Here is an 18,853-nt window from a genome sequence, read left to right as displayed (position 1 = left end):
ATTCATACGGTGCAGCCAAGCGGGCCACACCGAAAAGTTCTTAACGCTCGGCCCACAACACCAGCACGTCAGTGCTGAACGAGCCATCGGCCTCGACTTGGTAATACTGCCGCACTTCTTCGCCCATGGCTTGCTGCAACTGGCGGATGGCCACGCGCATCGGCTCGGGGGTGCGCATGCGCTCGACCCAGCTGCCGAACTCCAGGCGCAGCGGCTGGCGGGTGTGGCTGCGTACGTGCAGCCCCGCCTCGCTGACCTGGCGCTGCCATTCGGCGGCGGAATAGTCACGCACGTGACTGGTATCACGCAGCACTTCCACCGTTTGCAGGTAGGTGTCGAGCAATGGGCTACCGGGCGACATGACGTCGATGAAAGCCGCCACGCCGCCCGGCTTGAGCACCCGGCGCACTTCGCGCAGGGCCAGCCCCAGGTCGCTCCAGTGATGGGCCGAGTAGCGACTGAAGACGAAGTCGAACGCGGCGTCGGCGAACGGCAGGCGCTCGGCGGCGCCGCGTTCGGTCGTGATATTGGCCAGGCCGCGCTCGGCAGCGGCACGGGCAACCACGTCGAGCATGGCTTGGGAGAGGTCGTAGGCAACCACTTCGGCCACCAGCGGGGCGACATGGAAACTGACATGACCGGCACCGCAGCCCAGATCCAGCACGCGGGCATGGCCCTGCCCCGCCAGCTCGGCCTGCAGCAGGGCGAATTCACTGCCCTGTGCATGCACGGCGCTGCTGAGGTAGGCGTTGGCCTGTTCGCCGAACTGGCGTTGGACCACATCGGTGTGTTGGGTGCTGGTCATGTCTCGATCCTTTGGGTTTCTTGCTGCCTGCACCGACCCTTTCGCGGGTCAACCCGCTCCCACAGAACCTCTACAGGTTTCGAATCCTGCGCTGTACCTGTGGGAGCGGATCTACCCGCGAAGAGGCCGGTACTGTCACCTGCACACTTCAGGCATCACGGAACAGCCAAGGCTGCGCTGCGCGGTGCTTGCCTTCGAACGCCTTGATCGCGTCGCTGTCCTGCAGGGTCAGGCCGATGTCATCGAGGCCGTTGAGCAAGCAATGCTTGCGGAAGGCATCGATCTCGAAGTGCAGCACCTTGCCGTCCGGACGGGTCACGGCCTGGGCCTGCAAATCGATGGTCAGCTGGTAGCCCGGGTTGGCCTCGACCTGCCTGAACAGCTCGTCGACTTCCTCATCGCTGAGGATGATCGGCAGCAGGCCATTCTTGAAGCTGTTGTTGAAGAAGATGTCGGCGAAGCTCGGGGCGATGACGCTACGGAAGCCATATTCGTCCAGCGCCCACGGAGCGTGCTCGCGGCTCGAACCGCAACCGAAGTTCTCCCGTGCCAGCAACACGCTGGCCCCCTGGTAGCGTTCGTGGTTGAGCACGAAATCCTTGTTCAGCGGGCGCTTGCTGTTGTCCTGGTAGGGCTGGCCCACGTCCAGGTAGCGCCACTCGTCGAACAGGTTGGGGCCGAAGCCGGTACGCTTGATCGACTTCAGGAATTGCTTGGGAATGATCTGGTCGGTGTCGACGTTGGCGCGATCCAATGGCGCGACAAGGCCGGTGTGCTGGGTAAAGGCTTTCATGCTGCGCTCCCTTGGATCAACTCGCGGACATCGATGAAGTGGCCGGTCACTGCGGCGGCGGCGGCCATGGCCGGGCTGACCAGGTGGGTACGGCCACCGGCGCCCTGACGGCCTTCGAAGTTGCGGTTGGAGGTCGAGGCGCAATGCTCGCCGCTCTCCAGGCGGTCCGGGTTCATGGCCAGGCACATGGAGCAGCCTGGCTCACGCCATTCGAAACCGGCCTCGATGAAGATCTTGTCCAGCCCTTCACGTTCGGCCTGGGCCTTGACCAGGCCGGAGCCCGGTACCACCAGCGCCTGCTTGACGTTGGCCGCGACCTTGCGGCCCTTGGCGATCTCGGCGGCGGCGCGCAGGTCTTCGATACGCGAGTTGGTGCACGAGCCGATGAACACGCGGTCGAGCTTGATGTCGGTGATCGCCTGGTTGGCGGCCAGGCCCATGTACTTGAGCGCTCGCTCGATGGAGCCGCGCTTGATCAGGTCAGGCTCGGCGGCCGGGTCCGGCACGCGCTGGTCGACGGCCAGGACCATCTCAGGCGAGGTGCCCCAGCTGACCTGTGGCTTGATCTGCGAGGCGTCCAGTTCGACCACGGTGTCGAACACCGCGTCGGCATCGGAGACCAAGCCCTTCCAGGCCTGCACCGCCTGCGTCCACTGCTCGCCCTTGGGCGCGTACGGGCGGCCCTCGACGTAGGCGACGGTGGTGTCGTCCACGGCGACCAGACCCACGCGGGCACCGGCTTCGATGGACATGTTGCAGATGGTCATGCGGCCTTCCATGGACAACTCACGGATGGCGCTGCCGGCGAACTCCATGGCGTGGCCATTGCCACCGGCGGTGCCGATCTTGCCGATCACGGCCAGGACGATGTCCTTGGCGGTCACGCCGGCAGGCAAGGTGCCTTCGACGCGCACCAGCATGTTCTTCATCTTCTTGGCGACCAGGCACTGGGTGGCGAGCACATGCTCGACCTCGGAGGTGCCGATGCCGTGGGCCAGTGCGCCGAAGGCGCCGTGGGTCGAGGTGTGCGAGTCGCCGCAGACCACGGTCATGCCGGGCAAGGTGGCGCCCTGCTCAGGGCTGATGACGTGGACGATGCCCTGGCGTTCGTCGTTCATCTTGAATTCGACGATGCCGTACTCGTCACAGTTCTCGTCGAGGGTCTGCACCTGCAGACGCGACACCTGGTCGACGATGGCATCGATGCCGCCCTTGCGCTCGGGCGTGGTCGGCACGTTGTGGTCCGGGGTGGCGATGTTGGCATCGATGCGCCACGGCTTGCGGTTGGCCAGGCGCAGGCCTTCGAAGGCCTGGGGCGAGGTCACTTCGTGGATGATGTGACGGTCGATGTAGATCAAGGACGAACCATCGTCGCGCCGCTTGACTTCATGTGCTTCCCAGAGTTTGTCGTAGAGCGTTTTGCCAGCCATCAGACTGTTCCTCATCAGCGTATTTCTATGCCAATAACCCCTTGGCTTGTACGGTCGATGCTATGGCGTTAGATTGAATAACTCAAATTCATAATTTTTATGCTTTGGATAACCAATAGGAATTCGATGCCGTGGACCTGGCCAACCTCAGCGCTTTCATCGCCATCGCCGAAACCGGCAGCTTTTCCGGGGCCGGAGAACGCCTGCACCTGACCCAGCCAGCCATCAGCAAGCGCATCGCCGGGCTCGAGCAGCAACTGGACGTACGCCTGTTCGACCGCCTGGGCCGCGAAGTGACACTGACCGAGGCGGGCCGGGCCCTGCTGCCGCGCGCCTACCAGATCCTCAACGTACTGGATGATACCCGGCGGGCGTTGAACAATTTGACCGGCGAAGTCACGGGTCGCCTGACCCTTGCCACCAGCCACCATATCGGCCTGCACCGCCTGCCCCCGCTGTTGCGGGCCTTCACCCGGGAGCACCCCGGCGTTGCGCTGGATATTCAGTTCCTCGATTCGGAAGCGGCCTACGATGAAATTCTCCATGGCCGTGCGGAAATTGCCGTGATCACCCTCGCCCCCGAGCCTCACCACCTGATTCGGGCAGTGCCGGTATGGGACGATGCCCTGGATTTCGTCGCAGCACCGGAACATCCCCTGGCCAGTAACCAGCAGGTCAGCCTCGCCGATGTGGCCCACCACCCGGCGGTATTCCCCGGCGGCAACACCTTCACCCACCACATCGTCCAGCGGTTGTTCGAAAGCCAGGGGCTGACGCCGAACATCGCCATGAGCACCAATTACCTGGAAACCATCAAGATGATGGTGTCCATCGGCCTGGCCTGGAGCGTGCTGCCGCGCACCATGCTCGATGAACAGGTTGCATCCATCGCCTTGCCCGGCATACAGCTGTCTCGCCAGCTAGGCTACATTCTGCATACGGAACGCACGCTGTCGAATGCGGCCAGGGCGTTCATGGCCTTGCTCGACAGTCACGCGGGGTCCGTCTGACCCCGGGTCGGTCGGCCTTCTTCAAGGACGCGTCATCCGCCAAAGGTCTGGTATCGATGCCAAAATCAGCAAACCGTTTTCCGCGCCTGCCGCGCATCCACGCGGCGGATCCCCAGGAGTCGGAGCAGACCTGGCAGAACGCCCCGCAACTGCTGGCCGCGCTCAATGGGGCCCGCCTGGGTGCCTGGCTATGGGACATAGAAAGTGGCCGGGTCAGTTGGTCCCGTGCCACCCAGGCCCTGTTCGGTTTCGACCCGCAGCGGCCGATACCCCGCGATATCGACTACCTCGAGCTGCTGCCCGAGGAAGACCGCGCCCGCACGCGCCAGGTGTTCCAGGCCGTGGTCAATGGCGAGCCGGTGGAGCAGGCCATGCGCCATCGCATCCGTTGGCCGGATGGCAGCCTGCATTGGCTGGAGATCAATGGCAGCCTGACCCACGATGCCCACGGCCGCCCCCAGATGATCGGTGTGGTGCGGGAGATCACGCGCCAACGGGAGCGGGAAACGGCGCTGATCAACTCGGAAAAACGCTTTGCCACGCTGTTTCACCTGAGCCCCAACGCCATTCTCCTGACCCGTCGCCATGACGGCATGATCTACGAGGTCAACCAGCACTTCGAGGACATGTTCGGCTGGCCGGGCGACCAGGTGGTCGGCAAGACCACTCTGGAGCTGGGCCTATGGGTCAACCCCGAGCTGCGCCACCAGGTACTCGACAACACCCGTGGCAATGGCGGCCCACTGACCCTGGAAGTGCAGTTCCGCGCCAGTACCGGCAAGCTCCACGACGGCATCCTGTGCACCCAGAGCATCGAGCTCGAGGGCGTGACGTACCTGCTCAGCACCTTCGTCGACACCAGCGAGCGCAAGCGCGCCGAGCAGGCGCTCAAGGACAGCCAGGAGCGCCTGGACCTGGCCCTGGACTCCGCGCAGCTGGGCACCTGGGACTGGCACATCCCCAGCGGCATGCTCTACGGCTCGGCCCGGGCCGCGCAATTGCACGGTCTGGAACCGGTGCCGTTCCACGAGTCCTTCGAGGCATTCTTCGAAGGCGTGCCCGAACAAGAGCGCAATGTCATGCGCCAGGCCTACCGCAGCCTGCGCGAAGGGCCGGCAGGCAACTACCAGATCACCTACCGCGTGCAACTGGAGAACGGCGCCTCGCGCTATATCGAAAGCCGCGCCCGCCTGTACCGCGACGAGCAAGGCAACCCGCTGCGCATGGCCGGCACCCTGCTCGACATCACCGACCAGGTGGAACGTGAACAACGTCTGACGGCCTCGGAGGAAAAGTTCGCCAGCCTGTTCCAGGTCAGCCCCGACCCGATCTGCGTGACCCGCCAGGACAGCGGCCAATTCATCGAAATCAATCGAGCCTTCACCCAGACCTTCGGTTGGAGCGCCGACCAGGTGATCGGTCGCACTGCCGAACAGATCGGCCTATGGGCCGAATCGGCCGCCCGCGCGCAACGCATAGAACGGGTGATCCGCGAAAAGGCCCTGAGCAATGTGGCGGTGGTGGTCAACCACCGCAACGGCACCGCCCTCACCTGCCTGATCTCCAGTTGCCTGATCACGGTCGACGGCTTCCCTTGCAGCGTCACCACCCTGCGCGACATCACCCAGCAGCAACGCGCCGAGGCGGCGCTCAAGGCCAGCGAGGAGAAATTCGCCAAGGCCTTTCATTCCAGCCCCGACGCCATCACCCTCACCGAACGCAAGAGCGGTCGCTACCTGGAAGTCAACGACGGCTTCTGCCGGCTGACCGGCTACACCGCCGCCGAGGTGATCGGCCGCAGCGTCTACGAAATCGGTATCTGGGCCGACGACAAGCAACGTGCCGCCCTTCTGGCCGAACTCAAGGAGCACGGCCGGGTGCATCACCGGGAAATGCTCGGGCGCAACAAACGCGGTGACATCCTTACCGTCGAGGTCTCGGTGGAGCCGATCAGCCTCAACGAAGCCGACTGCCTGCTGTTGACCGCCCGGGATGTCAGCCAGTTGAAGAACGCCCAGGCGCAGATCCGCCACCTGGCCTACCACGACCCGCTGACCAACCTGCCCAACCGCGCCCTGCTGATGGACCGCCTGAGCCAGCAGATCGCCCTGCTCAAGCGCCACAACCTGCGCGGCGCCCTGCTGTTCCTGGACCTGGACCACTTCAAGCACATCAACGATTCCCTCGGCCACCCGGTGGGCGATACGGTCCTCAAGATCATCACCGCCCGCCTGGAGGCCAGCGTTCGCCTGGAAGACACCGTGGCGCGCCTGGGCGGCGACGAGTTCGTGGTGCTGCTCAGCGGCCTTGAGGGTAGCCGCGAACAGGTCGAGCGCAAAGTGCGCGACCTGGCCGACACCCTGCGCGAGCTGCTCGCCGAGCCGATGTCCCTGGACGGCCAGCGCCTGCAGGTGACACCGAGCATCGGCGTGGCGCTGATTCCCGACCATGGCGCGACCCCGGCCGATCTGCTCAAGCGTGCCGATATCGCCCTCTACCGGGCCAAGGACTCGGGGCGCAACACCACACAGCTGTTCCATACCACCATGCAGAAGGCGGCCAGCGAGCGCCTGCGCATGGAGACCGACCTGCGTCTGGCTTTGGCCAGGGGCGAGCTGGCCCTGCACTTCCAGCCCCAGGTCGATGCCCGCGACAATCGCATCGTCGGCGCCGAAGTGCTGCTGCGCTGGCATCACCCCCAGCTGGGCCAGCAACCTCCAGCCCAGTTCATCCAGGTACTGGAAGAAAGCGGCCTGATTCTCGAAGTTGGCAACTGGATTCTCGACGAAGCCTGCGACGCCTGCGCACGCATGCTGGCCGACGGGTTGATCGAGGCCGACGACTTCAGCCTGTGCGTCAACATCAGCCCCCGGCAGTTCCGCCAGAACGATTTCGTCGAGCGAGTGCTACGCAGCCTGGACGACTATCGCCTGCCACGGTCCATGCTGACGCTGGAGATCACCGAGGGCATCGTCATCCAGAACCTGGAGGACACCATCAGCAAGATGCGCGAACTGAAACGCTACGGGGTGAGCTTCGCCATGGACGACTTCGGCACGGGCTATTCCTCGCTGACCTACCTCAAGCGCCTGCCGGTGGATGCCTTGAAGATCGACCAGACGTTCGTACGCGATGCACCGAACGACCCCAATGACGCGGAGATCGTCCGGGCCATCGTGGCCATGGCCCGCAGCCTGGACCTGGCGGTGATCGCCGAAGGGGTCGAGCAGTCCGGGCAGCTGGAATTCCTCGAGCGCCAAGGCTGCCACCTGTACCAGGGCTACCTGCACAGCCGGCCGCTGCCGTTGATGGAGTTCCGCCAGATATTGATCGAGACCCCGGCGGATTATTGAGGCGCGTCCCAGAAACGCAAAAAGGGCACCCGAAGGTGCCCTTTCTTCACTGAGCCGAACTCAGTTCAACGCAGGCTGTTCGCCATTGATCGGGATGCGCTTGGGCTTGGCTTCTTCCGGCACGATGCGCAGCAGGTCGATGCTGAGCAGGCCGTTGGCAAGGCCTGCGGACTTCACTTCGATGTGGTCGGCCAGGCGGAAGGACAGCTTGAAGGCGCGCTGGGCAATGCCCTGGTGCAGGTAGGTAACGCCTTCGGTGCTGTTGTCGCGCTTGCCGCCGGTAACGGTCAGGACGCCTTTCTCGACCTGAAGGTCGAGGTCCTGCTCCTGGAAACCGGCTGCGGCAACCACGATGCGATAGTGGTCATCGCCGTGCTTTTCCACATTGTAGGGAGGGTAGCTGCTACCCGCCTCGTTACGTGCCGCGGACTCGAACAGGTCGTTGAAACGGTCGAAGCCGACGGAATTGCGGAACAGCGGTGCGAGAGAGAAAGCGGTAGTCATGGTCATGAACTCCTGAGATTCAGCAAGTTAAGTCACTACGCGACCCGACTTCGGCATCGCGTACTCAAGAGATAGGGGCCGACAAGACGGTTTCAAGAGGTATGAACAAAATTTTTTTGCGGGGCTCTTGTAGAAGCGGGCTTGCCCCGCGATCAAGGGCGAAGCCTTTGCCATACAACCGCGACGTCAGGCGTAGGGGTCGGCTTTGCCAGCGATCAGGACCGCATCAAGCAACGCACTCATCGAATGCCTGCACCCCAACCCCGAGTAATCCACTGATCCGCAGGCAATCATCCTCGCGCCGCAACTGGGCGAACAACGCAACTGCTTCGGGATAGCTGCGGGTCAGCATGGCCAGCCACTGTTTCAGCCGCCCTGGTGCATAGCGCGGCGACAGCTTGGCCTGGGCCTGGCGCCAGAATTCGCGCAGCAGCGGCAGCAACTCGTCCCAGCTCATGGGCTGATAGTCCCGCCCATCGCGCGCAGCGGCGATCTGCAGACCCAGGTCCGGCCGCGAGACCAGGCCCCGGCCGAGCATGATGTCCTCGGCCCCGCTGACCTCACGGCAACGCCGCCAATCGTCCACGGTCCAGATCTCGCCATTGGCGAACACCGGCACCTTCACCACCTCCTGCACCCGCGCCACCCATTCCCAGTGAGCCGGCGGCTTGTAGCCCTCGACCTTGGTCCGGGCATGCACCACCAAATGCTCGGCACCGCCTTCGGCCAACGCCGTGGCGCATTCCAGGGCACCGTCCGGGCTGTCGAAGCCCAGGCGCATCTTGGCGGTCACAGGAATATGCGCCGGCACCGCCCGGCGCACTTCGCGGACGATGGCGTGCAGCAGCTCCGGCTCCTTGAGCAACACCGCGCCACCGCGTGACTTGTTCACGGTCTTGGCCGGGCAGCCGAAGTTCAGGTCGATCACCGGCGCGCCAAGCTCGCAGGCCAGCACCGCGTTATCGGCCAGGCACGCCGGGTCGGAGCCGAGCAGTTGCACGCGCATCGGCACCCCGGCCGCGGTCCGCGCGCCCTGGCGAAGCTCCGGCGCCAGCTTGTCGAACGACGAAGGCGGCAACAGGCGATCGCAGACACGGATGAACTCGGTGACGCACCAATCGATGCCACCGACCCGGGTCAGGACGTCGCGCAGGATGTTGTCGACCAGCCCCTCCATGGGGGCCAGGGCAATTTGCATTGAGGTACGCCACATTTGGAAAATGCGCGAATGCTACCAGACTCATCAAAAAAGCGGCCAAGCTTTCGTCCGAAGGCGCATCTGCCACCCCGAACGCACCATCTGGGGGACGAACAAGACGTTGCTTCCACGCCGCGCATCGCGATGCTTTGCTCGCTACGTTTGTTAAGTACCAGTAACGCCCATGGCAGTCGCACGAGACCGCCTGATGGGTACGTTGCAATATCGTGTCATGCACCAAGGCGTCCGCGCGAAAAACCCACAGCATCATTGGCCCGAAACAAACGTAGGAGCAAAGCTCGCGATGCGCCGCGCGGGCGGCGCTGGATTTCGCCCCACTACAAGGCCCAAACCGTACATCTATCAGCCCAGCCATAAAAGGAAAAGGACTACATCCCGTACGGAAGTAAGCCACAAATATCTATCTAACGCCTGGAATACGATTCCCCAAGCCATTACCGAAACCAGGGGAACTCAATGAAAACGCTATTTATCGACCGGGAACCAAGAATTCTTCGCGGCATTGCGCTCCTCCTGGCTTCCAGCTCAAGACCAAGCACAAAGAGACGATGCCTCACGATAAATGCTCTCTGCAACCCAAAGGACGCCGGGGAGCCTACGCGATTATCGTCCCATGAAACAAATCAGGCCTTGCAATTACGAGATACTCAATTTCTACCTTGAGCCATCGGAAGAAAAGCCACCACCAGACTCCGAAGAAACTGTAATAGAAAAGAACAGAGCCGCTAGTAACACCCGTCCCTTGGTCAAGCCAACATTGATCGGTGCGATCATTGAGAGAATCAGTCAACTGTTCGGCAAAAGCGCCGGACCATAACCGTCGAGAAACTCGGCCGGCATACGCTTGGGCTTGCCGCTGGAAAGCTCGATACAGGCGAAGGTGGTTTGTGCGCGCAGCACGGTGACACCATCGCGGGGGCGCTTGAGCTGGAAGCGGCGGGTCATGCGCAGGCGCTGGTCCCAGTCGATGATCCAGGTGGCCAGTTGCAGCTCGTCGTCCTCGTAGGCGGCGGCCAGGTAGTCGATTTCGTGGCGCACCACGGCCATGGCGCGGTCCAGGCGCCGGTATTCGGTCAGGTCCAGCCCCAGGCGCTGGGAATGGCGCCAGGCGCAGCGTTCCAGCCAGGTGACGTAGACGGCGTTGTTGGCGTGGCCGAGGCCGTCGATGTCCTCGGCGCCGACGCGAAGGTCGATGATGAATGGCGATGCCAGGTCCCAGCTCATGCCCGCTCCCGTTGGTCTGTGAACGGGCAGAGTGTACCGGATATCAGGCGCTTTGCCGTGCCCCGATCGCGGTGCGGGCCAGCAGCTCGAGCACGGCCTCGTTCAAGCGCGGGTCGGCCAGCACACGCTGGTGCCCACCCTCCTCCAGCACCATCAGGCGGCTGTCGAACCAGGCCTTGTGGATCAACTGGGCCTCGCTGGCCGGCACCAGGGGGTCGTCACTGGCGTGCACCACCAGCCCGGGCACGTCCAGCTGGTAGCCGCTGACGTCCAGGCGCGAGATCTGCACGCCGACATCCTGTTCGATCTGGCGAATGAACGCCGCCCTGGCCCTTGCCGGCAACCCCAGGCGATGGGCGAAGCCACGCAGAACACCCAGCAGCTGCGCCGGCGCAGCGATGCTTACCGCCGCCTCGGTACGCAGGCCCCATTGCAAGGCCAGCAGCAGGCTGGCGCCTCCCATAGAATGGCCGATCACGGCCCGCAGCGGTGGCAATTCGCCGGCGGCCTCCAACAGGGCACGGGCGAACAGCACCACATGCGCCTGCTGGCCTGGAGAGCGACCATGGGCCGGGCCTTCCAGAGCGACCACCGTATGCCCAGCGGCCACCAAGGTGTCGATCAGCGCAGCGAATTGCGTCGGGCGCCCTTCCCAACCATGCATCATCAATACCGTAGGCCCCTTGCCCCAGCGCAGGGCCGACAGACCAAAGCGCAAGGTGATGCGCTCAGCTCTGGCCAGCAGCGGCAGCTCCCACTGCCGTGGGGGTAAGTTGCGCGGTGTCATGAAGGCCCGGCGCATCCTGCCGGCGACATGCTCGGGGGCCAGGCGGCCGAGGGTTGCGTTGACGCCGCGAATCCAGCTCAGGGTAGTCATGGCTTGCTCCAGAGGAGGTGGTTCAGATCACTGCCGACTTGGCGGCACGCAGGATCCGGTCGGACAGCTCGGTACCGCCCAGGGCCCGGGCCAGGGCCAGGCCGCCAACCATCAAGGCGAGGTCGGCGATGGCCTTGTCGATGTCTTCGGGCCGATCGACCATCTGCGCGGTGATCAGCTCGATGTGCTCGGCCAGCACGTCGCGAAAGGCGTCCGGCAGGCGCTGCATCTCGCTCAAGGCGTTGGGCAACGGGCAGGCATGCTCCTGGGCATCGCGGTGCTTGCGCGACAGGTAGAAGGCCGCCACCAGGGCCCGCCGCCCTTCAGCATCGAGGCTGGGGTCCACTTGGGCGAGCAATGCGCGTCGCTCGCCCAGCAACTGGCGAAACGCCTCCAGCATGAGTTCATCCTTGCTGTTGAAATGGGCATAGAACCCACCCACCGTCAGCCCTGCGGCGCTCATTACTTGGCTAACGCTCGGCTCGGCGGGGCCGTGCTGGATCAGGGCGCTGCAGGCCGCGTCCAGGATGCGTTCGCGGGTCTTGCTCTTTCTGTCGCTCATGGCCGGCTCCGAAACATTATGAGCGTAATATTATGCTCATAATATTTATTGGCAAGCGAAATCTACTGCCATTCAGCATGCCCTTGATTTTTTCGGAGGGAGAAAAACAAAAGGCCCATTCAATATGCGAATGAGCCTTTGAAGTCCCGCAAAACGCGGGTAAAAATGGCGTCCCCTAGGGGACTCGAACCCCTGTTACCGCCGTGAAAGGGCGGTGTCCTAGGCCACTAGACGAAGGGGACGTGAACCTTCGTGCAGGCTGCTTACGCAGACCCTGGCAGAATTGGTGGAGCTAAGCGGGATCGAACCGCTGACCTCCTGCATGCCATGCAGGCGCTCTCCCAGCTGAGCTATAGCCCCAAGGTGAAAACAAAAGGCCCATCCAATGTGCGAATGAGCCTTTCAACTCCCGCAAGACGCGGGTAAAAGTGGCGTCCCCTAGGGGACTCGAACCCCTGTTACCGCCGTGAAAGGGCGGTGTCCTAGGCCACTAGACGAAGGGGACAACAACCTTCGTACCGACCCGCTTGCGCGGACCTGGCAAAATTGGTGGAGCTAAGCGGGATCGAACCGCTGACCTCCTGCATGCCATGCAGGCGCTCTCCCAGCTGAGCTATAGCCCCGGATTTCTAGCCTCTCGGCCCAGCGACATCGTGAAACATCGCTTGTGCAAAACTGGCGTCCCCTAGGGGACTCGAACCCCTGTTACCGCCGTGAAAGGGCGGTGTCCTAGGCCACTAGACGAAGGGGACGAACCTTCTACCTTCAAGACCGATTTGCTGGAACCGATCTTTCTTCCCGACCAGCCCAGCTGATCGTGAAGCGGAATTTGGTGGAGCTAAGCGGGATCGAACCGCTGACCTCCTGCATGCCATGCAGGCGCTCTCCCAGCTGAGCTATAGCCCCACAATGTCGCGCTGAACTCAAATCACCGGCTGGGTGCCTGGCGTTTCGTTTTAGCTCATCGCTGTGGACGGGGCGCATATTAAGTTCCGATTGCTGGGCTGTCAAACATATTTTTGAAAATATCCAAAAATTTTTTCACAGATAACAATCACTTATCGCCCTGCCCCGTTTTCGAGGCCACTTGCTTCTGCAAGCACGGATTGTAGGGGCGGCCTTGTGCCGCGAAAGGGCCGCACAGCGGCCCCATGGGTTTGGCATCGACGCTCGCAACGTAGGACCGCGTTGCGGTCCTTTCGCGGCGCAAGGCCGCTCCTACAGGGGGGGCGTAAAGGCCTCAGGCGATGGTCGCCAGCAGCTTCTCCCACTCCTTGTTTTCCTTCTTCGACACGCCGCCGAGCAGGTCCAGGGCCTGGCGCAGACGGTAGCGGGTCAGGTCAGGGCCGAGAATCTCCATGGCGTCGAGCACCGAGACCGAGCTGGCCTGGCCGGTGATCGCGGCGAACATCAGCGGCATGGCGTCACGCAGCTTCAGCTCCAGGGCTTCGACCACGGCCTGGATGCAGCCGGTGATACGGTCCTTTTCCCACTGGCGCAGGCTCTCGAGCTTCCACAGGATCAACTGCATCACCTGGCGCACCTGGTCAGCGGACAGCTTCTTGCTTTCGAACAGCTTGGCGTCGAGCTTCAGGCCGCCTTCGAAGAAGAAGCCACCCAGCGGAGCGATCTGGCTGAAGGTTTCGACCCGGCCCTGTACATGGGGGGCGATCTTCATCATGTAGTCGCTGTTGAAGGCCCACTTCTGCACGCGTGCGGCGAACTCTTCCACCGGCAGGTCGCGCAGCCACTGGCCGTTGAGCCAGGACAGCTTCTCGATGTCGAAAATCGGGCCACCCAGGGAGATGCGCGACAGGTCGAAGTGCTCGACCATCTCGGCCAGGGAGAACTTCTCGCGCTCGTCCGGCATCGACCAGCCCATGCGGCCCAGGTAGTTGAGCATCGCCTCGGGCATGAAGCCCATGCGCTCGTAGAAAGTCACCGAGGTTGGGTTCTTGCGCTTGGACAGCTTGCTCTTGTCGGGGTTGCGCAGCAGCGGCATGTAGCACAGTTTGGGCTGTTCCCAGCCGAAGTACTCGTACAGCTTGATCAGCTTCGGTGCCGACGGCAGCCACTCCTCGCCGCGCAGGACGTGGGTGATGCCCATCAGGTGGTCATCGACCACGTTGGCCAGGAAGTAGGTCGGCAGGCCGTCGTTCTTCATCAGCACCTGCATGTCCATGCGGTCCCATGGGATCTCGACGTCGCCACGGAGCATGTCCGGCACCACGCAGACGCCCTCGCTCGGCACCTTCATGCGGATCACGTGGGGTTCGCCGGCATCCAGGCGGCGCTGCACTTCCTCGGCGCTCAGCAACAGGGCGCGACCGTCGTAGCGCGGGGTCTCGCCGCGCGCCATCTGCTCGGCACGCATCTGCTCCAGCTCTTCGGCGGTGCAGAAGCAATAGAAGGCGTGGCCGGCATCCACCAACTGCTTGGCGTACTTGGCATAGATCTCGCCGCGCTCGCTCTGCCGGTAAGGGCCATGGGGACCACCGACGTCCGGGCCCTCGTTCCACTCGATGCCGAGCCAACGCAGGGCGTCGAAGATTTGCTGTTCCGACTCACGGGTCGAACGCAGCTGGTCGGTGTCTTCGATACGCAGGATGAACTCACCGCCGTGCTGCTTGGCGAAGCAGTAGTTGAACAGGGCGATGTAGGCGGTGCCGACATGGGGATCGCCGGTGGGCGATGGCGCGATGCGCGTGCGAACGGTGGTCATGGAGAGTCTCGAACGAAAGATGAAACAAAGGCCGAATGGTAGCAGGGAGCAGGCGTCGGGCTCCAGCGATGGCGCGCAGGCGAATGTCGACGGCCGCAGCGGCGTTCTGCAGCTTTGAAGGCAGGGCCGTCCCTATCGCGGGACAAGCCCGCTCCTACAGGCGCTCAGCTGGCGATCAGGCGATCGCGCAATTGGGCGATTTCGTCACGCAGCTGCGCCGCGGCCTCGAACTCCAGGTCTCGGGCCAACTGGAACATCTTCTCTTCCAGCAGCTTGATGCGCTTGGTGATCTGGGCCGGGGTCTGCAGCTCGGCCTCGTAGCGGGCGCTCTCCTCTGCCGCCTTGGCCATGGCCTTGCGTTTCTTGCTTCGCCCGCCGGGCACGCTGGCGCCTTCCATGATGTCGGTGATGTCCTTGACCACGCCCTTGGGCACGATGCCGTGAGCCTGGTTGAAGTCGATCTGCTTGGCCCGGCGCCGCTCGGTCTCGTCGATGGCCCGCTGCATGGAACCGGTGACCTGGTCGGCATAGAGGATCGCCTTGCCGTTGAGGTTGCGCGCGGCCCGGCCGATGGTCTGGATCAACGAGCGCTCCGAGCGCAGGAAGCCTTCCTTGTCGGCGTCGAGGATGGCCACCAGGGACACTTCGGGCATGTCCAGGCCTTCGCGCAGCAGGTTGATACCCACCAGCACGTCGAAGGTGCCCAGGCGCAGGTCGCGGATGATCTCCACCCGCTCGACGGTGTCGATGTCCGAGTGCAGGTAGCGCACACGCACGTCGTGGTCGGCCAGGTAGTCGGTGAGGTCTTCGGCCATGCGCTTGGTCAGGGTGGTGGCCAGCACCCGCTCGCCTGCCGCGACCCGCTTGCCGATCTCCGAAAGCAGGTCGTCGACCTGGGTCAGCGCCGGGCGCACCTCCACCTCCGGGTCCACCAGGCCGGTGGGGCGAACCACCTGCTCCACGACCCTGCCGGCATGCTCGGCCTCGTAGGGGCCGGGCGTGGCGGACACGAAAATGGTCTGCGGGCTGACCGCCTCCCACTCATCGAAGCGCATGGGGCGGTTGTCCAGCGCCGACGGCAGGCGGAAGCCATACTCCACCAGCGTTTCCTTGCGCGAGCGGTCGCCCTTGTACATGGCACCGACCTGGGGAACGCTGACGTGGGACTCATCGATCACCAGCAGCGCATCGGCCGGCAGGTAGTCGTACAGCGTGGGTGGCGGCGCGCCAGCTGGGCGCCCGGACAGGTAGCGCGAGTAGTTCTCGATGCCGTTGCAGTAGCCCAGCTCCAGGATCATTTCCAGGTCGAAGCGGGTGCGCTGCTCCAGGCGCTGGGCTTCCACCAGCTTGTTGGCCTTGTGCAGGTACTCGAGGCGATCCTTGAGCTCTTCCTTGATGCCCTCCACCGCCTCGAGCAAGGTTTCGCGTGGGGTGACATAGTGGCTCTTGGGGTAGAAGGTGAAGCGCGGCAGCTTGCGAATGACCTCGCCGGTGAGCGGGTCGAAGGCGGCGATGTTCTCCACCTCGTCGTCGAACAGCTCGATGCGGATGGCTTCGAGGTCCGATTCGGCCGGGAAGATGTCGACCACGTCGCCGCGCACGCGGAAGGTGGCGCGGGCGAAGTCCATCTCGTTGCGGGTGTACTGCAGGTCCGCCAGGCGGCGCAACAAGGCACGCTGGTCGAGCTTGTCGCCGCGATCGACGTGCAGGACCATCTTCAGGTAGGTCTCCGGGCTGCCCAGGCCGTAGATGCACGACACCGTGGTGACGATGATGGCGTCGCGGCGCTCCAGCAGTGCCTTGGTCGCCGACAGGCGCATCTGCTCGATATGGTCGTTGATCGAGGCGTCCTTCTCGATGAAGGTGTCCGACGACGGCACGTAGGCTTCCGGCTGGTAGTAGTCGTAGTAGGAAACGAAGTACTCCACCGCATTGTTCGGGAAGAACGCCTTGAACTCGCCATACAGCTGTGCGGCCAGGGTCTTGTTCGGCGCCAGCACCAGGGTCGGGCGCTGCACCTGCTGGATGACGTTGGCGATGCTGAAGGTCTTGCCCGAGCCGGTCACCCCGAGCAGGGTCTGGTGCGAAAGCCCGGCCTCGATGCCCTCGACCATCAAGCGGATGGCCTCGGGCTGGTCGCCGGCCGGCTGGAAACGGGTGACGAGCTGGAACTCGGACATGACGGACCTCGTGGATGACGCGGCAACTGTAAATTTAGCCAGTAGTCTAACCGAAATGAGCGCGCCCGGCGCCCGTTTCAAGGACTGGTCTTTCAGTGGACCGGGCAATTAGACCAATGGTCGAAAAATAATCGCACAAAAGCCCGCAAAAGCTGCGCCAGACTGTCGCGATGACCGGTCGGTATCACTATACTGACTCCCCGTTTGCGCACCGCTTCAACGCACTCGGCCGGAGCGTGCGCGCCCTATCACTCTCCAATCAGAGCCAAGGTAACAATGAGCCTGTTTTCCGCTGTCGAGCTGGCACCCCGCGACCCCATCCTGGGCCTCAACGAAGCATTCAACGCCGATACCCGTACCGCCAAGGTCAACCTGGGCGTGGGCGTCTATTGCAATGAGGAAGGCCGTATCCCGCTGCTGCGCGCGGTGATCGAAGCCGAGACCCAGCGTGCCGCCCAGCACGCCTCCCGCGGCTACCTGCCGATCGACGGTATCGCCACCTACGACCAGGCGGTGCAAAAGCTGCTGTTCGGCGCCGAGTCGCCGCTGCTGGCTGCAGGCCGCGTGGTGACCGTGCAGGCGGTCGGCGGCACCGGTGCTCTGAAGATCGGCGCGGACTTCCTCAAGCGCCTCTCCCCGAACGCCGTGGTCGCCATCAGCGACCCGAGCTGGGAAAACCACCGCGCCCTGTTCGAAACCGCCGGCTTCCCGGTGCAGAACTACCGTTACTACGATGCACCGAGCAACGACGTCGACCGCGCCGGCATGCTCGAGGACCTGAACAACCTGCCGTCCGGCTCGATCATCGTCCTGCACGCCTGCTGCCACAACCCGACCGGCGTCGACCTGGGCCTGGACGACTGGAAGAACGTCCTGGAAGTGGTCAAGGCCAAGGGCCACGTGCCGTTCCTCGACATGGCCTACCAGGGCTTCGGCGACGGCATCGCCGAAGACGCCTTCGCCGTGCGCCTGTTCGCCGAGTCTGGCCTGGACTTCTTCGTCTCCAGCTCGTTCTCCAAGTCGTTCTCGCTGTACGGCGAGCGCGTCGGCGCCCTGTCGATCGTCACCGGCTCCAAGGACGAAAGCACCCGCGTGCTGTCCCAGGTCAAGCGCGTGATCCGCACCACCTACTCCAACCCGCCGACCCACGGTGCCAGCATCGTCGCCGCCGTGCTCAACAGCACTGAGCTGCGCCAGATGTGGGAAGCCGAGCTGGGCGAGATGCGTGGCCGCATCCATGGCATGCGCAAGCAGATGGTCGAGCTGCTGGCCGCGTACGGTGCCAAGCGCGATTTCAGCTTCGTCGGTCGCCAGCGCGGCATGTTCTCCTACTCGGGCCTGACCGCAGAGCAGGTCGGCCGCCTGAAGGACGAGTTCGGAATCTATGCCCTGGATACCGGTCGCATCTGCGTGGCCGCGCTGAACCAGAGCAACATCCACGTGGTCACCAAGGCCATCGTCGAAGTGCTGTAACCCATTGATTGCCAGGGGGTAAGCTTGACTTCCCCCTGGCTATCAGTAAGATACGCAGCAGATTCCGCGATAGCTCAGTCGGTAGAGCAAATGACTGTTAATCATTGGGTCCCTGGTTCGAGTCCAGGTCGCGGAGCCAAACACTGAAAAAACCTCCAGTTGCGCAAGCACTGGAGGTTTTTTCGTTTCTGCCGCCTGCACTCGCTATTTCAACGGCTCGGTCACCGGCTTGCCTTCGTCCACCAGGCTCCAGACCAGCAGCTTGGCCGGAGCGGATTCACTGGCGTTGCGAGACACGCTGTGCACGGTACCAGGCGCTTCGTACCAATATTCGCCGGCCTTGTAGGTCCTCTCCTGGTCATCGTTGAGCTTCGATACCACCGCACCTTCGAGCACGTAGGCCATCACCGCGCCAGGGTGCTGATGGGCGGGCGATGCCTGGCCCGGGGCATAGTGGACGGTAAGCATCACGGCTTTCTTGCCGGGCGCATTGCTGGGGCGCTTTTCCTGCAGGACCTTGACCTGGTCAGGTTGCTCGCCGTGAGCCCAGGCGGGCACCTGGACACCTGTTACGCCGAGGGCAAACAGCACGGCAAGGGATAAGCGGGGAATGTTCATGGCGTTCTCCTGTTGGCGATTGCCAGCAGGTTATGCCCGGACGGCTCGCGGACCAATGGCCAATACAGGGAAAAACGAGGAGG

14 protein-coding genes and 7 tRNA genes are annotated in these 18,853 nt (G+C 63.5%); 4 read left to right on the top strand and 17 right to left on the bottom strand.

The features are described from left to right. Positions 1–40 precede the first annotated feature (40 nt). The 3 genes from K8374_RS06910 to leuC form a co-directional block, all read right to left on the bottom strand. The gene (locus K8374_RS06910) at positions 41–805 is read right to left on the bottom strand and encodes a class I SAM-dependent methyltransferase (protein WP_084855052.1); all 765 of its coding nucleotides are present in this window, start codon (positions 803–805) and stop codon (positions 41–43) included. 148 nt (positions 806–953) lie between these two features. Continuing rightward, on the bottom strand, positions 954–1,598 hold the full coding sequence (leuD, locus tag K8374_RS06905) for a 3-isopropylmalate dehydratase small subunit (RefSeq protein ID WP_084855051.1): 645 nt from the start codon (positions 1,596–1,598) through the stop codon (positions 954–956). Then, on the bottom strand, positions 1,595–3,028 hold the full coding sequence (gene leuC, locus K8374_RS06900) for a 3-isopropylmalate dehydratase large subunit (RefSeq protein WP_084855050.1): 1,434 nt from the start codon (positions 3,026–3,028) through the stop codon (positions 1,595–1,597). Before leuC ends, leuD begins: the two co-directional genes overlap by 4 nt. A 131-nt stretch (positions 3,029–3,159) precedes the next feature. Between leuC and K8374_RS06895 the strand changes: the two genes are divergently transcribed. Together K8374_RS06895 and K8374_RS06890 are read left to right on the top strand one after the other, a co-directional pair. Then, positions 3,160–4,038, top strand: coding sequence for a LysR family transcriptional regulator (locus tag K8374_RS06895; RefSeq protein WP_224458420.1), 879 nt, complete (start codon positions 3,160–3,162; stop codon positions 4,036–4,038). Between the two features lie 56 nt (positions 4,039–4,094). Next, complete coding sequence (locus K8374_RS06890) at positions 4,095–7,391, top strand: PAS domain S-box protein (RefSeq protein ID WP_224458419.1); 3,297 nt, start codon at positions 4,095–4,097, stop codon at positions 7,389–7,391. Between the two features lie 60 nt (positions 7,392–7,451). On the opposite strand, the gene K8374_RS06885 is transcribed toward K8374_RS06890, so the two are convergent. The 13 genes from K8374_RS06885 to uvrB form a co-directional block, all read right to left on the bottom strand. After that, positions 7,452–7,895: an Hsp20 family protein gene (locus K8374_RS06885; RefSeq protein WP_224458418.1), complete on the bottom strand. Its 444-nt coding sequence runs from the start codon at positions 7,893–7,895 to the stop codon at positions 7,452–7,454. 226 nt (positions 7,896–8,121) lie between these two features. Next, on the bottom strand, positions 8,122–9,093 hold the full coding sequence (locus K8374_RS06880; protein ID WP_224458417.1) for a tRNA dihydrouridine synthase: 972 nt from the start codon (positions 9,091–9,093) through the stop codon (positions 8,122–8,124). An 807-nt stretch (positions 9,094–9,900) separates the two neighbouring features. Beyond that, the gene (locus K8374_RS06875; RefSeq protein WP_224458416.1) at positions 9,901–10,338 is read right to left on the bottom strand and encodes an acyl-CoA thioesterase; all 438 of its coding nucleotides are present in this window, start codon (positions 10,336–10,338) and stop codon (positions 9,901–9,903) included. A 43-nt stretch (positions 10,339–10,381) separates the two neighbouring features. Next, positions 10,382–11,215, bottom strand: coding sequence for an alpha/beta fold hydrolase (locus K8374_RS06870; RefSeq protein ID WP_084855044.1), 834 nt, complete (start codon positions 11,213–11,215; stop codon positions 10,382–10,384). 22 nt (positions 11,216–11,237) lie between these two features. Next, positions 11,238–11,777, bottom strand: a complete 540-nt coding sequence (locus K8374_RS06865; RefSeq protein WP_224458415.1) for a TetR/AcrR family transcriptional regulator — start codon at positions 11,775–11,777, stop codon at positions 11,238–11,240. Between the two features lie 166 nt (positions 11,778–11,943). After that, a tRNA-Glu gene (locus tag K8374_RS06860) sits at positions 11,944–12,019 on the bottom strand. Positions 12,020–12,061: 42 nt separating this feature from the next. After that, positions 12,062–12,137, bottom strand: a tRNA-Ala gene (locus K8374_RS06855). Positions 12,138–12,206: 69 nt separating this feature from the next. After that, positions 12,207–12,282, bottom strand: a tRNA-Glu gene (locus K8374_RS06850). 42 nt (positions 12,283–12,324) lie between these two features. Next, positions 12,325–12,400 (bottom strand) — tRNA-Ala (locus K8374_RS06845). Positions 12,401–12,453: 53 nt separating this feature from the next. Beyond that, positions 12,454–12,529: transfer RNA gene (locus tag K8374_RS06840), tRNA-Glu, on the bottom strand. A 78-nt stretch (positions 12,530–12,607) separates the two neighbouring features. After that, a tRNA-Ala gene (locus K8374_RS06835) sits at positions 12,608–12,683 on the bottom strand. Between the two features lie 334 nt (positions 12,684–13,017). Next, positions 13,018–14,499, bottom strand: coding sequence for a glutamate--tRNA ligase (gene gltX, locus K8374_RS06830; RefSeq protein WP_084855042.1), 1,482 nt, complete (start codon positions 14,497–14,499; stop codon positions 13,018–13,020). 164 nt (positions 14,500–14,663) lie between these two features. Further along, positions 14,664–16,679 (bottom strand): excinuclease ABC subunit UvrB, encoded by a 2,016-nt coding sequence (gene uvrB / locus K8374_RS06825; protein WP_224458414.1) that lies wholly within the window; start codon positions 16,677–16,679, stop codon positions 14,664–14,666. 276 nt (positions 16,680–16,955) lie between these two features. On the opposite strand from uvrB, the gene K8374_RS06820 reads away from it, so the two are divergent. Both K8374_RS06820 and K8374_RS06815 read left to right on the top strand, forming a co-directional pair. Next, positions 16,956–18,152, top strand: a complete 1,197-nt coding sequence (locus K8374_RS06820) for an amino acid aminotransferase (RefSeq protein ID WP_224458413.1) — start codon at positions 16,956–16,958, stop codon at positions 18,150–18,152. Positions 18,153–18,215: 63 nt separating this feature from the next. Then, positions 18,216–18,291: transfer RNA gene (locus K8374_RS06815), tRNA-Asn, on the top strand. Between the two features lie 65 nt (positions 18,292–18,356). On the opposite strand, the gene K8374_RS06810 is transcribed toward K8374_RS06815, so the two are convergent. Beyond that, positions 18,357–18,770: a cupin domain-containing protein gene (locus K8374_RS06810; protein ID WP_224458412.1), complete on the bottom strand. Its 414-nt coding sequence runs from the start codon at positions 18,768–18,770 to the stop codon at positions 18,357–18,359. Positions 18,771–18,853 lie beyond the last annotated feature (83 nt).

This window comes from Pseudomonas sp. p1(2021b), assembly GCF_020151015.1.
Classification (GTDB): domain Bacteria; phylum Pseudomonadota; class Gammaproteobacteria; order Pseudomonadales; family Pseudomonadaceae; genus Aquipseudomonas; species Aquipseudomonas putida_K.
This window is presented reverse-complemented; position numbering and strand designations above follow the sequence as displayed.